The organism is Cellulosimicrobium sp. 72-3 (assembly GCF_013127315.1).
Taxonomy (GTDB): domain Bacteria; phylum Actinomycetota; class Actinomycetes; order Actinomycetales; family Cellulomonadaceae; genus Cellulosimicrobium; species Cellulosimicrobium funkei.
The window spans coordinates 780228-795496 of record NZ_CP053419.1 but is presented as its reverse complement, the minus strand read 5'-3'; the positions used below and the strand labels follow the sequence as shown (position 1 = coordinate 795496).

Here is a 15269-nt window from a genome sequence, read left to right as displayed (position 1 = left end):
GCCCGGGCACGGCGTCATGGGCCGCCAGTAGGGTGACGGCATGACCGACGCCTCCCCCGCGCCGAGCGCCCCCGGCGACGCCGACGCGAGCGACTCCGCGTCCTCCCGGGGCCCGCGCCCCCGGAGCCCGCGGCCCCGGCGCCCGCGCCCCGGGACCGCCGAGCGGCGGGAGGAGATCCTGCGCGCGGCGATGCGCGTCTTCGGGTCGCGGGGCTACCACCAGGGGTCGCTCGCCGAGGTCGCTGAGCAGGTGGGCATCACGCACGCCGGCGTGCTGCACCACTTCGGGTCCAAGGAGCGCCTGCTCACCGAGGTCCTCGCGTCCCGCGACCGCGACGGCGTCGCGCACCTCGAGGGGCAGCACATGCCGGGCGGGCTCGACCTGTTCCGGCACCTCGTCGCGACCGCCGCCGCGAACGCCGAGCGCCCCGGGATCGTGCAGACCTACACGGTCCTCGCCGGCGAGGCCGTCACGGACGACCACCCGGCGCGCGCGTGGGTCACCGCGCGCTTCGCCGGACTGCGCGCCGACGTCGCCGGTGCTCTCCGCGAGGTCGTCGAGGAGCGGCGGGCCGCGGGCGACGAGACGGCGGCCGTGCCGGACGACCGCGCGCTCGACCTCGCCGCCTCGACGATCATCGCCGCGATGGACGGCCTCCAGACCCAGTGGCTCCTCGACCCCGACGCCGTCGACCTCGCCGAGGCGACCGCGTTCGCGATCGAGGCCGTCCTCGCCGCGACCCTGGCGGGCGCCCGCCGCGCCCGCCCGCTCGCCTGACGCGCTACGTCGCCACGCTCTCCGGCACGGGCTCGGGCACCGGCTCGACCGCGGGCTCCGCACCGCCGTCCGACGGCGCGGCGTCGCCGTCCGACGGCGCGGCGTCGCCCTCCCGGCGGCCCTCGCGGTACGCGGCGATGGACAGCGTCCGCAGGCGCGACGACCGGCCGGTCGGGTTGTCGACGAACCCGACGGCCGAGATGTAGGGCTCGATGACGTGGATCTTCTGCAGCGGCGTGACGATGAGCAGCTGCAGCCCGAGGCGGCGGAACAGCTCGAGCGCGAAGCGCGTCGACTCGTCCGACCCCCGCCCGAACGCCTCGTCGATGACGACGAACCGGAACGCCGTCGACCGCACCGCGCCCCAGTCGAGCTTGAACTGGTAGGCGAGCGACGCCGCGAGCACGGTGTACGCGAGCTTCTCCTTCTGGCCGCCGGACTTGCCGCCGGAGTCGGAGTAGTGCTCGTGCTCGGAGTCGTCGGCGCGGGACCGCTCGGACGCGGAGAGCACGAACCAGTTGCGCACGTCGGTCACGCGGCGGCGCCACGCCTCGTCCAGGTCCGTCATGCCCTCGCGGCCGCGGAACCGCTCGACGAGCGCCTTGACCCGCAGGAACCGGTCCTCCGAGTACGACAGCGCGCCGTCGGCGAGCGACCCGTCGCCCTCGGCGAGCGCGCGGTCGTCCTCGGCGAGGATCCCGTCGCCGTCGGTGCACGCGCGCAGGTCCTGCTGGAACTCGCGCACCTCGAGGTTGGGCGTGCGCGACATCTCCAGACGGATGTACCGGCCCGGGTTGTAGTCGATCGCGCGGAGCGAGTCGTTGATCGTGTCGATCCGGTCGCGGATGACGTCGGCCTGCTTGGCGAGCTCGGCCGCGAAGCCCGCGATGTCGCGGATCGCGTTCGTGTTGAGGTACGCCTTGAAGTCGGCCTCGAACCGCGGGAGGTCGTCGCGCACGAGCCGGTCGTGGATCTCGCGGTAGCCGTCGGCCGACCGCACGTCCGCGTCGAGCTCCGCCGTCTCGACCGGGTACGCCGACCGGAACGAGGCCATCTGCCCCGCGATCCGCGTCCCGAGGTCCGCGCGCTCGCGCTGCGCCTGCTCGGCCTCGGCCGTGAGCCGCGAGCGCACCGCGTTCTCGACCGCGTCGAGGTCGGCCGCGCGCGTCGGGCCGTCGGCAGCGCCGCCCGGGCCCGCCGCGCCGAACCCGGCGAGCTCGCGGTCGAACTCCGCGGCGAGGGCCGCCGTCGTCTCCTCGTCGAGCGTCTCGCCCGCGCCGTCGAGCACGGCGCGCGCCCGCTCCCGCGCCGTCCGCGCCTCGTCGAGCGCGTGCCGGTCGGCGCCGAGCGTCGCGACGACGCGGTCGCGCTCCGCCTCGAGCTCCGCCTGGCGGCGCGCGTTGTCGTCGAGGAGCGCCGCGAGGCGGCCGAGCTCGTCGCTCGCCTGCTCGAGCCGCCGCTTCTCCTCGGCGAGCTCGGCGATGCGCGCCGTCTCGGCCCCGCGGTCGAGCTCGTCCCAGTCGCGGTAGACGTCGAGCCGCCCGAGCGCGGCGGAACGGGCCTGGAGGGCCTCGCGTGCGGCGGCCGCCTCGTCCCGACGCCGTGCGAGCTCGTCGCGACGCGCCGTGACCTCGGCCGCCTGCTCGAGCAGCGCGTCGATCTTCGCCTGCGTCGACCAGCCCAGCACGTAGCCCCGGCGGTCGTCGACCGCGCGCGTGTCGTTCTTCTCGTGGTGGTCCGGCGAGTGCTTGACCTGGCCGGCCCGCGTGATCGCGCGCGGGAGCCGGCGGAACGCGTCGAGGTCCGGCGCGCACGCGTGGTCGGCGCGGCGCTCGAGCTCGGCCTCGACCCACGCCGTGAGGGTCGGCGCGTCGTCGAGACGGCGCACGTCGAGCAGGTCGGCGAGGAGCGGGACGCCGTCCTCGCGCGGCGCCGGCCGGGCGGCGGGGACGCGCTCGGGCACCCGGTGGTAGACGAGCCGCAGCCCGAGGTGCTCACGGTCGACCCACGCGGACACCGCGTCGTAGTGCGCCGCCGGCACGAGGAGCGACAGCGCGAAGCCGCGCAGCACGCGCTCGGCCGCACCCTCCCAGTCGGCGTGCTCGGGGCGGACGGCGAGCAGCTCGCCCACGAAGGGGACGTCGCCCGGCGCGAGCCCGACGCCGTCGCACAGCCGGTCCCGGACCTCCAGGTGGGTGCGCGGCAGGTTGGACCGGCGGTCCGCGAGGCTCGCGAGCTCGGCCTTGACGTCGGCGGTCTCCTGCTCGACGGCGCGCACCTGCGCCGCGACCTCGCTCGCCTGCTCCTCCGCCCGGGCGACGTCGTCGCGCACGCGCACGGCGGCGTCGTCGGCCGCGCGACGGAGCGCCGCGAACGCCTCGGCGTCGACGAGCGCGGCGGCCACCGCGCCCGCGGTGGCGCCCTGCCCCGGCCCCGCCGGGACGGAGTCCCCCGCCGCGGCGTCGGCGCCGTCCGGGGCGCCGAGCGTCAGGCCGGCCGCCGCCGCGTACCCGGCGAGCTGGGCGACGCGACGCTCGCGCGCGGCGCGCTCGACCTCGCGGCGCGCGACCTCACTCTCGATCGCGGCGAGCCGGTCGCCGCCGTGGCCCGCGCGCTCCAGCTCGAGCCGCTGCCGCTCGGCCCCGAGCAGCCCGAGCTCGTCCACGACCCGGCGACGGCGGGCCTCGCCGTCGGCCACGCGCTCGTCGAGGGCGGCGGTGAGACCGTCGAGGTCCGCCACGCGGCGCGACGCGGTGAACGCGCGCAGGGCGTCGCGGCGGGCGACGAGCGCCTCGGCCCGCTCCCCGAGCGCGTCGTGCGCGTCGCAGTCCGCGAGCAGGGGCGCGAGCCGCTCGATCTGGGCGGTCGCCCGCACGACGGCGTCGTGCGCGCTCGTCAGGTCGTCGAAGTGCGCGACGAGCCGGTCCGTCCAGCGGTCGGCGTCGAACGGCTCGAGCATGTGCTCGCGCACGAACTCGCCGAGGTCGCCGACCGACTTCATCGACACCGTCTGGTGGAACAGGTCCATCGCCTGCTCCGACGGGATGCCGAGCAGGCGGCGGAAGTCGCGCCCGTAGTCGGGGAAGTGGTCGCGCACCTGCGCGCCGGACTCGCGCAGGCGGCGGCGCAGCGCCGCGACGTCGCCGCCGAAGCCCGCGAAGTCCTCGGTGATCGTCAGCGGGCGGTCCGCCGTGACGAAGAAGCGGTCCGGCTGGCCCGCCTGGCCCGGGGCGAGCCAGAACACCTGCGCGAGCGTGACCTCCTGGTCGAACCCGCGGTTCGAGAACCGCCCCAGCACGACCGAGTACGTGCCGCGCTCGCGCAGGCCCACGTGGCGCGTCGTGCCCGTCGCCTCGTCGCGCTCGGACTTGTAGTGCCCCGCGACGTACGACCGCAGCGACCGCTCGCGCGCGCCCGCCCCGGCGGCCTTGTTGTACGAGATCCGGTGCGACGGCACGAGCAGCGTCGTCACCGCGTCGACGATCGTCGACTTGCCCGAGCCGATGTCGCCGGTCAGCAGCGCGTTGCGGCCGTCGAGGTCGAACGCCCACACGCGCTGGTCGAACGTGCCCCAGTTGAGCACCTCGAGCCGTTCGAGCCGGAACCCGGCGCGCGCGTCGAGATCGGCCGCCGGGTCGTGCAGCTCGACCGCGCTGAACAGGCCCTCCATCACGCCACCGTCCTCGTCGTCGTCGCCGTACCCGTCGCCAGGCCAGTCCCCGCGCCCGCCGCTCCGGTGCGCGTCCCCGCCCCCGGGCCGCCGCCGTCGGCGGCGAGCTCCAGGTACTGCGCGAGGCGCGCGTCGAAGTCCGCGAGCCACTGGGCGTCGACGAACGCCTTGAGGATGCGGCGCACCTCGTACCGCCGGGCCTCCGCGTCGGCCGGGTCGCCGGGGTCCCCCGGCGCGGCGGCGTCGGGCCCGTCCGGGTCCGGACGCCCTGCCGGGCGCAGGAAGCCGAGCTCCACGACGCGCCGCACGAGCGCGTCCACCCGGTCCACGAGCCGTGCCTCGTTCGCCGCGGCGCCCGCGTCCTGGGTGAGGAAGACTCGCAGCAGGTCGACGATCTCCGAGCGCGTGAGGACGAGGCGCGTCTCGCCGCCCTCCGAGTCCGCCTGCGCGAGCCGCTTGCGCAGCAGGGCGAGCAGCAGGCTGACGTCGAACGGCAGCTCGCGGCGCGGGATCAGCCGCGGCACGCGCTCGTCGCGCTCGTGCTCGGGCTGGGAGCGCAGGTAGGCGTAGCCGTCGCCCTCGTCGACGACGACCTGCAGCCCGAGCATCGCGACGGCGTCGCGCACCTGCGCCTCGCGGGCAAGCAGGTCGCGCCACAGCGCCTCGCCGGACTCGCGGTAGACGACGCCCTTGAGCAGCGACGTCACGACGACGGACAGCTCCGGGTCGCGCGCGGTGCGGGTCGTGCTCACGGGGTCTCCTCCGGGCTCGGGTCGGGGGCGGCGTCGGGTCGTGCGTCGGGTCGCGCGGCAGGGGGCCCGCCGGGCGGGGAGCCGCTCGTCCGCCGCGCGTACGTGACGCGGGGCAGCCGCGCGACGCGCACCACCGGGTCCGGCGCGCCGTCCTCGGCGACGGGCCCCGCCGGGGCCTCGCCCTCCCAGCGCACCTCGTCGCTGCGCTCGTCGTCGTGCACGACGACGAACCGCGGGTCCTCGAGCGACAGGTACGTCACGAGCTCGGCCAGCCCGTGCTCGAGCGGCGCGTCGGCGAGCAGGTCCGCGAGCGCGACCTCCCCCGGGCCGCCGGGCCGCGAGAGCGTCGCGCGGACCGTGCGCGCGAGGCGCTCCGGGTCGACGTGCACCTGGTCGTAGAGCGCGTCGACCTCGAAGTCGTCGTCGCCGACCTCGACGTGGTCGGAGTCGAGGCGGGCCGTGGGCCGCGGCGTGAAGAGCGGCCGCTCCGTCGGCAGCACGACCTCGGGCGCGACGGCGTCCACCGGCATCCCCGGCGGCGCACCGGCGCGGCCTGCCGCGCGGGCGACGTCGCGCGCGGCGAGCGCCTTCGCCTCGACGCCGCGCAGGATGTCCATGACCCGTCGGTTCTCGAGCCACACCTGGTCGTCGAGGAAGCGGCGGAGCTGCTCGGAGAGGGTCCGCACGGTCGCCTGGGTGCGCTCGCCGGCGTCGAGCCAGTCGTAGTGGACGCGGCGCAGGCGGCGGTGCTCCTGCTCCCGGGCCGCGGCCTGCGCGGCGGCGTCCACGACCGGGCCCGGCGTCCCGGGGGCCGGCCGGACGACGTCGGGCGCGATCGCGTCGAGGGACTGCACGCGCTCGACGAGCGCGGTGAACTCCTCCTGGCGGCGCCGGTCGAGGAGGAAGTCGTAGAACGCGTGGAACGACCGCCCCTGGTCCGACTCCGCGATGGCCGTGCGCGACCGCACGACCTCCTCGAGCAGCTCGCCCTTCGCGCCGTCCCACCCCGTGATGCGCTCGCGCAGCTCCCGGTCGAGGGAGCGGAAGTTCGCCTCGACCTCGCGGAAGTCGGAGAGCAGGTCGGCCGCCGTCTGGGTGAGCTGCTGGTAGCGGTCGCGCTGCGCCGCCGCGTCGAGGACGGCGACGCGCCCGGCGCGGACCTGGGCGATCTCGTCGTCGATCGCGGCGCGGCGCTCCTCGAGCTCGCGCAGGCGCTCCGCCGGGTCGGTCTGCGTGCCGACGGCGAGCTGGCGCAGCAGCTCGAAGACGGTGTTGAGCCGCGACTCGGTGCCGACGAACCCGCGCCCGCGCAGGGACGCGACCCAGCGCACGGCCTGCTCGACGGCGGGCGTCGCGTCGTAGTGCGGCTCGGCCGAGCCGGGCGGGTACCAGGCGCGCAGCCAGCTCTGGTCCGGGTGCGTCCAGTGGTCGACGTACGCCTGCGGGGCCCGCGGGTACCGCGGCTCCGTGCCGGAGGCGCGCGCGGCCCGGCCGTCGACGGCCCACAGGTGGTCGTCGAGGCGCGCGACGAGCTCGCTCTCCGGGATGGCGCGCACGTTGTCCTCGACGAACAGGGTGCCGAGGAACGAGAGCACGAGCGGCGCCGTGTCCGCGCGCAGGAGCCGCCACGCCGCGCTCGACCGTCGCAGGGAGTCGACGTCGTCGTGCTGCACGCAGGTCCTCTCGGGCGGGGCGGGTCGGTGCCCGGCGCGGCGGCCAGGGCGCGCCACGCGAGGGGGCGCCCCCAGATCTTAGGGCGGACCGCCCGCACCGCCCCCACGACCCACCGCGAGGCCGCCCTCCCGCCGGGCTCGGTGGGCGTCCGACCGGTCGGCCCGGGACCGCCCGAGAAGCGCCCCGGATCCGGGACCATGGTCCCTGTCGGCCCCGCCGCGCACGTTCGTACGCTGGGTGCGGCGCCGGGCCGGCAGCGCGCCCACCCTGCCGGCCGGCGCCACCTTCTGCCCCGCCCGCCGGACCTCTCCGGCGGGGCCCCGCGGACCCGAGGACCGCCCGTGACCGGAACGACCACCGCGCTCGCGGACGACGCCCGCTCGCCCGGCCCGACGGCGTCGGGCCCCACGCCGGACGCGGGCTTCGACCCCTTCGCCCGGCCCACCGGCTGGACCCACTCCCGCGGCGTGCTGTTCGGCGAGATGCTGCTGTTCGGGCTGCTCAGCCTCACGGCGGCGTTCGTGCTGTCGTACGACGCCGTCCTCCTCGCCGGGGACCCCGGCGCGGTGCTGTCGTGCGACGTCAACACCGTGCTGTCGTGCGGGACGGTCGCGCAGTCGTGGCAGGCGCAGGTGTTCGGCTTCCCCAACGCGTTCCTCGGGCTCGTCGCGGAGCCGATCGTCATCACGACGGCGGTCGCGGCGCTCGGCGGGACCCGCTTCCCCCGGTGGTTCCTCTTCGCCGCGCAGTGCGTGTACCTGCTCGGGGTCGTGTTCGCGTACTGGCTCTTCTACCAGTCGATGTTCGTCATCGGGGCGCTGTGCCCGTGGTGCCTGCTCATCACGGTCTCCACGACGCTCGTGTTCGCGTCGCTCCTGCACTGGAACGTCCTGGAGGACAACCTCTACCTGCCGCGCGGCGCCCAGGCGCGCCTGCTCGGGTTCGTGCGGTCGGGGGCGTACGGCTACCTCGTCGCGGCGTGGCTCGTGGGCCTCGCCGCCCTCGTGCTGCTCAAGTACGGCCCGGCGCTGCTGGCCTGACGGCCCACGCGGCCGAGCACGAGGCTGCTCCCGGGAAGCGGACGGGAACGACGGCAACCTCGTGCTCGGCGCGCGGCGGGCGGGTCAGGGCGTCGTCGCCCCCAGCGTGTAGGCGCCCGAGCCGGAGTACGCCTGGACGACGAACCGGTAGTAGCCCGCGGCCCCCGAGTAGGAGACGGACTCGTTCGCGCCCGGGGAGGTCGACTGCGCGACCGTCGCCCACGTCGACCCGTTCCAGCGCTGGAGGTAGAGGTCGAAGTCGGCGCCGCTCGGACCGCTCACGCACGCGCGGTGCGTCCCGGCGGCCCCCGCCGTGTAGTACGACCCGTTGGGCTGGACGGCCGTCGTGCCCGCGGCGAGCGACCCGGTGTACGTGCGGGCGTAGCCGCTGCAGCCCGTCGGCGGCTGCGGCGTGCCGCCCCCGCCGTCGCTCGTGACGAGCGTCAGGCCGTACGCCGAGAGGATCTCGCCGACCGGCTGGAAGTACGTCGTCCCGCCGGAGCTGCAGTTCCCGGACCCGCCGGACGTGACGCCCTGCGCCTGGTTGCCCGCGAGGAGCGAGCCGCCGGAGTCACCGGGCTCGGCGCACACCGTCGTGCGGATGAGGCCCGTGACGGTCCCCTGCGGGTAGGTGACGGACGCGTTGTACGCCTGGACGGTGCCGCAGTGCCAGCCGGTGGTCGAGCCCGAGCGGCAGACGGAGGCTCCGACCGGCGCCTGCGTCGCGCCCGCGACCGCGACGCGGCCCCCGGCGTAGTTGTTCACCGCGCCGACGGGCGTGTTGCCCGCGTCGACCTGGACCCACGCGTAGTCGTTGCCCGGGAAGCTCGACCCGCGGAACGTGCCCGCCGGCCCGGACGTGCGCGCGCCGGTCGAGCCGCAGTGCCCGGCGGTGACGAACCCGCCCTGGACCGCGAACCCGACGGAGCACCGGCTGCCGCCGCCGATCGTGTACGCGTTGCCGCCCACGACGTCGATCAGCGGCCGCGGGGACTCCGTCGTCTCCTCGTACGCGACCGCGTCGGCGGGCACGCCCGCGGCGGCGACCTGGGCGGCGACGTCGGCCTGGCCGCCCTCGCGCACCGAGACGACGACGCGGTTGCGCGTCACGTCGACGTACCAGCCCGGCAGCGCCGCCGGGTCGTCGGCGAGCGCGCCGTCGAGCGTCGCGCGCCAGGTCTCGAGGTCGGCGAGCGTGTGGTCCACGTCGACCGCGGTGGCGCCCTCGGCGCGCACCGTGCGCGCGTCGGCGGCATCGGTGACGCCGACGTAGAGGACGTTCGCGGCGTCGTCGACCCACGCGCCCGCGTAGTCGGCGCCGAGGCGCCGCTCGAGCGCGGCCTCGGTGCCTGCCGCGTCGGACTGGAAGGCGAGGCGCGTCCGTGCGTCCCGCGCGCTGAGGCCCAGGTCGCGCTCCAGCGCGCGCTCCAGGCCGGGGGCCGTCTTGGGGACCGCGCGCACCGTCGCGCGCTGGTCGTCGGGTGCGGGCGTGGCGGCGACGGCGTGCGTCGCGGCCCCGCCCGCCAGGAGCGTCGCCGCGGCGGTGACCGCGGCGAGCCTCCTGCGGAGTGGTCGTGTCATGTCGTCCATTCCCTTCGCCGGGCCCGGGTGGCCCGGTCGAGGCCACGCTAAAGACACGTCCAGGGGGCGCCCAGATCACGATCAGGTCATACGCGGGCGCTATGTGGGGGCTCGCCCCTACGCAGTCTCCACCGGGTGCTCGGCGCGCCACCGCCGGTAGCGGGGCGAGCGCTGGACGGCGTCGCGGTGCGCACCCGTCGCGGCCCGCAGGACCGCGTCCACCGGGAGGCGGTCGACGGCGTCGCGCCGCCACCCCACGTGGTGCGTCCAGCGCAGCGGGGCGCCCTCGATCGCGACGGTCCGCACGCCGGGGGCGTCGAGGAGCACGGGCTGGACGAGCGCGACCGCGTGCCCGCCGCGCACCTGGTCGATGCACGACGTGCGGTCCGACTCCCCCATCGCGCGCGGCGTGAAGCCCGCCCGCGCGCACGCCCCGACGAAGCAGCGCTCGAAGCACCCGCTCCCGGGGGCCGTGAGCCACAGCGCGTCGGCGAGCTCGCCCAGCCCGACGGCGTCGCGCCCCGCGACGGGGTGGTACTCGTCGACGAGCACGAACACCGGGTCGGTGGACACCGCCGTCCACACCAGGCCCCCGGCCGCGGGCGGGGTCGCGTCGCCGCACATGCCGACGAGCGCGACGTCGAGCGTCCCGCTCGCGAGCCGGTCCGCGGTCTCCTCGACGGACCACGACGTCGCCGTCGTGACGAGCAGGTCGTCGACCCCCAGCGCGCCGAGCAGCGCGGTGTGCAGCCGGCTCGCGAACAGGCCGCCGATCGCGGAGCTCACCGTCCCCACGTGCACGCGGCCGACCGTGCCGTGCTCGCTCGTGAGCCGCCGGGCGTCGTCGACCAGCGCGGACATGGCGGGCAGCACGACGCGCGCGTGCCGCAGCACGAGCTCGCCGAGCTCCGTGGGCCGCGCGCCCTGGCGGTCGCGCGTGAACACGTACCCGCCGAGCGTGCGGTCGATCCGGTTGAGCTGAGCGGTGAGGGCGGGCTGCGCGAGGCCCAGCGACGCCGCCGCCTTGGTCACGCTGCCCGTCTCGGCCACCGTCACGATCATGCGCAGGTGCCGCACCTCGAGGTCCATGCCGCCCCAACGTATCGGTGCGGCCGGGGCGTGTCGCGCGCGTCAGCCCACGGGTGCGAGGAAGCCGTCGCGCACGAGCCCGCGCACGTCGGGCAGGAGCTCGCCCGCGAGGTCCTCGGCGGCGACCTCGAACAGCGCGGCGATCGCCCCCACGAGCTGCCCGACCGTCAGCTCGCCGTCGCTCGCGCCGACGAGCGCGGCGAGCCCCGTCGTCGCCCGCACGGCGCGGCCCAGACCGTCGCCCTGGCGCAGCAGGACGACCGTGGGGTCGGGCGCGCCAGGCGTGTGGAACCGCTCCTCCGTGACGTCGGGCGCGACGGCGAGCCGCTCGCCCGCGAGGGCCGCGTCGTCGCGCGCCGCGAGCCAGTCGTGCGCCGCGAGCGACGCCGCGAGGTGCGCGCCGAGCGGCTGGCGCACCGACCCGGTGTGCTCCTCGAGCCGCCGCAGCGTCGGGCGCGCGCCCGCGAGCGGACGACGCAGCGTGACGATGCCGAAGCCGACGGCCTCCACGTCGCGCGCGGCGAAGTCGTCGAGCCACGCGCCGTACGCCGCCGCCCACGCCGCGGGCTCGCGCTCGGGGGTCGTGCCGCCGTCGCGGATCCAGGTCTCCGCGTACTCCGCGGGGTCGAGCACCTCGCGCTGGACCACCCAGCCGTCGAGGCCGGCCTCGTCGAGCCACGCGCCGACGCGCTCGTCCCACGGGACGCCCCGGCGGTGCTCCCAGTTGCCGAGGAGCTGCGCCACGCCGCCGGGCTCGAGCACGGCGCCGACCCCGGTCACGAGGTCGCGCACGAGGTCGTCGCCCGACCGGCCGCCGTCGCGGTACTCGTAGTCCGGGAGCGCGCCCCCGCCGGCGCGCGGGGTGATGACGAACGGCGGGTTCGACACGACGAGGTCGAACCGCTCGCCCGCGACCGGCTCCAGCATCGAGCCCTCGCGCAGCTCGACCCGCCCGGCCGGTGCGGCGCCTCCGGGCCCGGCCGCCGAGGAGTCGCCGGAGTCCTCGTCGAACGCGGCGTTGAACGCAGCGTTGAACGCGGCGAAGCCGAGCGCCCGGCGCGAGATGTCCGTGCCGACGACCGCGCGCGCGTGCCGCGCGGCGTGCAGGGCCTGGATGCCGCAACCTGTCCCGAGGTCGAGCACGCGCCCGACCGGCGTCCGAACCGTCACCTGGGCGAGGGTCAGGGACGCGCCGCCCGCACCGAGCACGTGGTCCGGGGCGAGCCGGCGACCCGTCGCGAGCTCGCCCAGGTCCGACGACAGCCACCACGTGACGGGGCCCGCGGCGTCGGTCGCCGCGTACGGCCGCAGGTCGACGAGCGCGCGCACCGCGTCGTCGTCGCCCGCGCCCGCCGCCTCGACGAGACCCAGCCGCCGTGCGCCGTCGACCCCCGTGCGCCCGAGCGCCGCGTCGAGGGCGCGCCGGGGCACGTCGTCGCCGAGGAGGAAGAGGGCGGCGAGAGCGGCGGTGGGGTCGGCCCCCTCCCGACCGCGGTCGCGCAGCGCCCGCCGCGCCGGGACGGCCTGCTCGCGGTGCAGCGCGGCGGACGCGACGGGACCGAGCACGCGCTCGACGCCGTCGACCGTGAAGCACGCCGCCGCGAGGTCCTCGCGCAGCGTCGCCGCGGCGGCCGCGAGGTCGGCGGGGGCGAGGCCCGCGCCGGGCGGGACGGGACCGGGCCCGTCCGCGGCGGTGCGCGACGAGGGGCTCGGGGTGCTGGAGGCGGGAGGCATGGCTCCATCCTCACCGATCCGCGCGCGGCGGCCGAGGGCCCGCGCCGCCCCGGACGCGACGGACCCCCGGCGCGCCGAGGCGTGCCGGGGGTCCGTGGGGGACGACGTCGTCAGCAGTTCTGCGTGCCGTAGACCGCGACGTTCTGCGCCGAGGTCTGGAAGGTCTCGTCCGTCATGAGCGACATGATCGAGGAGGTGTCGGCGTTCGCCGGGTCGTCGACCGCGGTCTCGAGCGTGTCGGTGAGCTGGCGGAAGACGCCCGTGACGTTGTCCCAGTCGGTGCTGATCTCGGCCGGGGCCTCGGCGGCCTCGAGCGACGCCGTGAACGTCTCGAACTGCGTCACGGCGGCGGCCGGGTCGCTCGTGTCGATCGAGCTCAGGGTCGTCTGGGCGTCGAGCAGGGCGTCGTAGGCGGTGCAGAAGTCGCCCGACGCCTCGGTGTCGCCGGACTCCTCCTCGGCGGGCTCCTCGGACGGGGTGGTCTCCTCCTCGGCCGACGTGCTGGTCTCCTCCGCCGGCGTGGTCTCGGAGTCGGTGCTCGCGTCGTCGCCGGAGCCGCCGCAGGCGGCCAGGCCGAGCACGAGGAGGGCGCTCGTCGCGAGGGCGGTCGTGGTCTTGGTGATCGTCAGTCGGGTGCGCATGACGACCATGGTTTCCCACGGACGCGCGTCGCGCGCCCTCAAAGCCTCGAAGTGGGGACCGCTCCCCATGTGGCCATCGCCACGGGGTGAAGTTCCGGCGCGTGCCGGTCAGCGCGCGCAGCCGGCCCGGAAGTACTCGGTGACGGCCCGGGACGACGACGTGAGCGCCGCCGTGTCGATCCGGCGCCCCACGCGGTCGATCGCCCGCGACAGCTCGCCCGTGTCCCGCGTGCCCGTGGCCTCGACCTCGTCCGCGATCATCGTGAGGTAGGTCGTGACGACGGCCCAGTCGCGCGCGACCGCCGCGGGCGGGGTGGCCCCGGCGAGCGTGTCGCGGGCGGTGGTGAACCCCTCGACGAGGGCCTCGGGGTGGTCGACCGTGAGGTTCACCTGCGCCTTGGCCGCCGCGCCCCACGCGACCTCCGCCTCCCGGCACGCCGGGTCGACGGCGCCCGCCCCCGGGTCCGTGCCGTCGTCGGGTGCGGTGGTCGCGGCGAGGTCCGTCTCGGCAGGGTCCGTGCCGTCGGCGGGTGCCGCGCCGTCGTCCGCGTCGTCCCCGGCACCCGGGGACGACGCGGGTGCGGCGGGCGGGGGCGGTGCGGCGGCGGGTGCTGCGCCCGGGAGGGACACGACGTCGAACGCCCCGCTCGCGACGACGGCGAGGCACAGCCCGGCGACGACGGCGAGGACCGCGGCGTGGGCCACGGCGCGCACCGGTGATTGCATGGCCCCTATGATGACGCCTCCCGCGGGCGCGAAGAACCCCGCGGGCCTTGCCGGCCGGCGGGGTCCTCGGGGTCGCCGCGGCGTCAGCCCATCGTGTTGACGATGAGACCGATGTGGGTGAAGAAGTTCATCGCGCCGAACAGCAGGAACGCGACGCCGGACAGGCCCCAGGCCCACCCGATGACGACGCGCACGACGCGCCGCCCGGAGCGGACCGCGAACGGGAAGAGGATCGCGCCGACGCCCACGAGCGCGATGAGCCCGGACATGAAGATCGCCTCGACGAGCGGGTAGGCGGCGAACGCGCCGGAGATCGGCTCCTCCGGCGGCGCGGCGAAGAGCTGGTACGTCACGCCGGCGATCGCGATGGCGACGAGGCCGAGGCCCATGCCGAGCACGAACACCGAGACGGGGCGCGCGACGGCCTGCAGGTGCTCGGTGGCGTCGGCCCGCTCGAGCGCGGCGCGGCCGCGGGTCCAGAGGTAGAACGCGGCGGCGAGGAGCAGCACGCCGAACGCGAGGCTCGTCTCGCCGAAGATGATGTTGTCGAACGGGAAGCCGCCCGCGGCGAGCGGCCACGTGAGCGTCATGTGCAGCCCGGTCGCCGTGAGGATCGTGCCCAGCACGCCGAACGCGAGCGACCAGCCCTCCACGACGATCTTCCCGGGCGCCCGCAGCAGCTCACGGCCGAGCATGACCAGCAGGATCAGCCCGGCGCCGACGGCGACGGACATCACGGTGTTGTAGGTGGGCATCTGCGCCCAGTCGATGACGAGCCCCTCGGCGGCGACCATCCTTCTCCACTCCTCGTTCGTTCCACGGGCCGCGCTCGCGGTCCGAGGGCGATAACCATACGCGCGTATAGTTTATTCCTCACTACGATGGCCGCGTGGACGACGCTGCGGGTGCCCGGGACCGGTCGGCGACGAGCGGCGCGCGGGGCGCACGCACCACGGTGCAGGGGCGCAGCGCGGAGCGACAGCGTGCGATGGTCGACGCCGCCGCGCACCTGCTCATCGACCAGGGCTTCGCCGCCGTGACCCACCGGCAGGTCGCCCGCGCCGCGGGCGTGCCGCAGGGGTCGGCGTCGTACTACTTCCCGACGAGCGCCTCGCTCGTCGCCGCCGCCGTCGAGGCCGCGGAGGACGTGCGCGCGACGGCCGCGCAGGAGCACGCCGACGCCCTCGCCCACCGGCGCCGCTCGAGCACCGCGACGGCGCGCGAGCTCATCGAGACGCTGTACGCCCCGCACGTGGACGACTCGGTGGTCGACGTGCGCCTCGACCCCATGCTCACGGCCATGCGGGACCCCGCGTTGCGGCCGATCATGCGGGCGTCGCGCCCGCGCCTGCTGGCGGCTGCGCGGACGGTGCTCGACGCGTCGGGCCACGGGCGCGTGACGGACACCGACCTCGTCGCGCACGTCGTGGACGCGGCGCTGCTCTCGGGTGCCGCCGCGGAGGACGGTCACGTGCTCGACCACGCGACGCGGACCGTCGCCCGCTTCCTCGACCACTGGCGCTGAGTCAAACTTACTGACCAGTTACTTGGTTTCCGGTAGGGTGGCGGCGCCCGGTCCGCCGA

The 15269-nt window shown here is 76.4% G+C and carries 12 protein-coding genes; 3 read left to right on the top strand and 9 right to left on the bottom strand.

Going from position 1 to position 15269, the window contains the following annotated elements; genetic code table 11:
• Positions 1–40: 40 nt before the first annotated feature.
• Positions 41–778, top strand: coding sequence for a TetR/AcrR family transcriptional regulator (locus HKK73_RS03590; RefSeq protein ID WP_171467453.1), 738 nt, complete (start codon positions 41–43; stop codon positions 776–778).
• A gap of 4 nt (positions 779–782) precedes the next feature.
• On the opposite strand, the gene HKK73_RS03585 is transcribed toward HKK73_RS03590, so the two are convergent.
• From HKK73_RS03585 to HKK73_RS03575, 3 genes are read right to left on the bottom strand one after another with little or no spacing between them, the layout of a single operon-like run.
• Positions 783–4448, bottom strand: a complete 3666-nt coding sequence (locus tag HKK73_RS03585; RefSeq protein ID WP_171467452.1) for an ATP-binding protein — start codon at positions 4446–4448, stop codon at positions 783–785.
• A complete protein-coding gene (locus HKK73_RS03580) occupies positions 4448–5200 on the bottom strand; it encodes a DUF4194 domain-containing protein (RefSeq protein WP_216608047.1) in 753 nt (250 codons plus the stop codon). Before HKK73_RS03580 ends, HKK73_RS03585 begins: the two co-directional genes overlap by 1 nt.
• The gene (locus HKK73_RS03575; RefSeq protein ID WP_085386538.1) at positions 5197–6873 is read right to left on the bottom strand and encodes a DUF3375 domain-containing protein; all 1677 of its coding nucleotides are present in this window, start codon (positions 6871–6873) and stop codon (positions 5197–5199) included. Before HKK73_RS03575 ends, HKK73_RS03580 begins: the two co-directional genes overlap by 4 nt.
• 342 nt (positions 6874–7215) lie before the next feature.
• On the opposite strand from HKK73_RS03575, the gene HKK73_RS03570 reads away from it, so the two are divergent.
• The gene (locus HKK73_RS03570) at positions 7216–7914 is read left to right on the top strand and encodes a vitamin K epoxide reductase family protein (protein ID WP_232322624.1); all 699 of its coding nucleotides are present in this window, start codon (positions 7216–7218) and stop codon (positions 7912–7914) included.
• An 84-nt stretch (positions 7915–7998) separates the two neighbouring features.
• On the opposite strand, the gene HKK73_RS03565 is transcribed toward HKK73_RS03570, so the two are convergent.
• From HKK73_RS03565 to HKK73_RS03540, 6 genes are all read right to left on the bottom strand, one after another.
• On the bottom strand, positions 7999–9495 hold the full coding sequence (locus tag HKK73_RS03565; protein WP_034652773.1) for a S1 family peptidase: 1497 nt from the start codon (positions 9493–9495) through the stop codon (positions 7999–8001).
• 117 nt (positions 9496–9612) lie between these two features.
• The gene (locus HKK73_RS03560; RefSeq protein ID WP_171467451.1) at positions 9613–10584 is read right to left on the bottom strand and encodes a LysR family transcriptional regulator; all 972 of its coding nucleotides are present in this window, start codon (positions 10582–10584) and stop codon (positions 9613–9615) included.
• 42 nt (positions 10585–10626) lie between these two features.
• Positions 10627–12318 (bottom strand): methyltransferase, encoded by a 1692-nt coding sequence (locus HKK73_RS03555; protein WP_171467450.1) that lies wholly within the window; start codon positions 12316–12318, stop codon positions 10627–10629.
• A gap of 110 nt (positions 12319–12428) precedes the next feature.
• Complete coding sequence (locus tag HKK73_RS03550; protein ID WP_170963638.1) at positions 12429–12959, bottom strand: hypothetical protein; 531 nt, start codon at positions 12957–12959, stop codon at positions 12429–12431.
• A 108-nt stretch (positions 12960–13067) separates the two neighbouring features.
• On the bottom strand, positions 13068–13685 hold the full coding sequence (locus tag HKK73_RS03545; RefSeq protein WP_171467449.1) for a hypothetical protein: 618 nt from the start codon (positions 13683–13685) through the stop codon (positions 13068–13070).
• An 83-nt stretch (positions 13686–13768) separates the two neighbouring features.
• Positions 13769–14479 carry a DUF981 family protein gene (locus HKK73_RS03540; RefSeq protein WP_021482095.1) on the bottom strand — a complete coding sequence of 237 codons (711 nt, stop codon included), beginning with the start codon at positions 14477–14479 and terminating at the stop codon, positions 13769–13771.
• Between the two features lie 95 nt (positions 14480–14574).
• On the opposite strand from HKK73_RS03540, the gene HKK73_RS03535 reads away from it, so the two are divergent.
• Positions 14575–15210: a TetR/AcrR family transcriptional regulator gene (locus HKK73_RS03535; RefSeq protein WP_137279695.1), complete on the top strand. Its 636-nt coding sequence runs from the start codon at positions 14575–14577 to the stop codon at positions 15208–15210.
• Positions 15211–15269 lie beyond the last annotated feature (59 nt).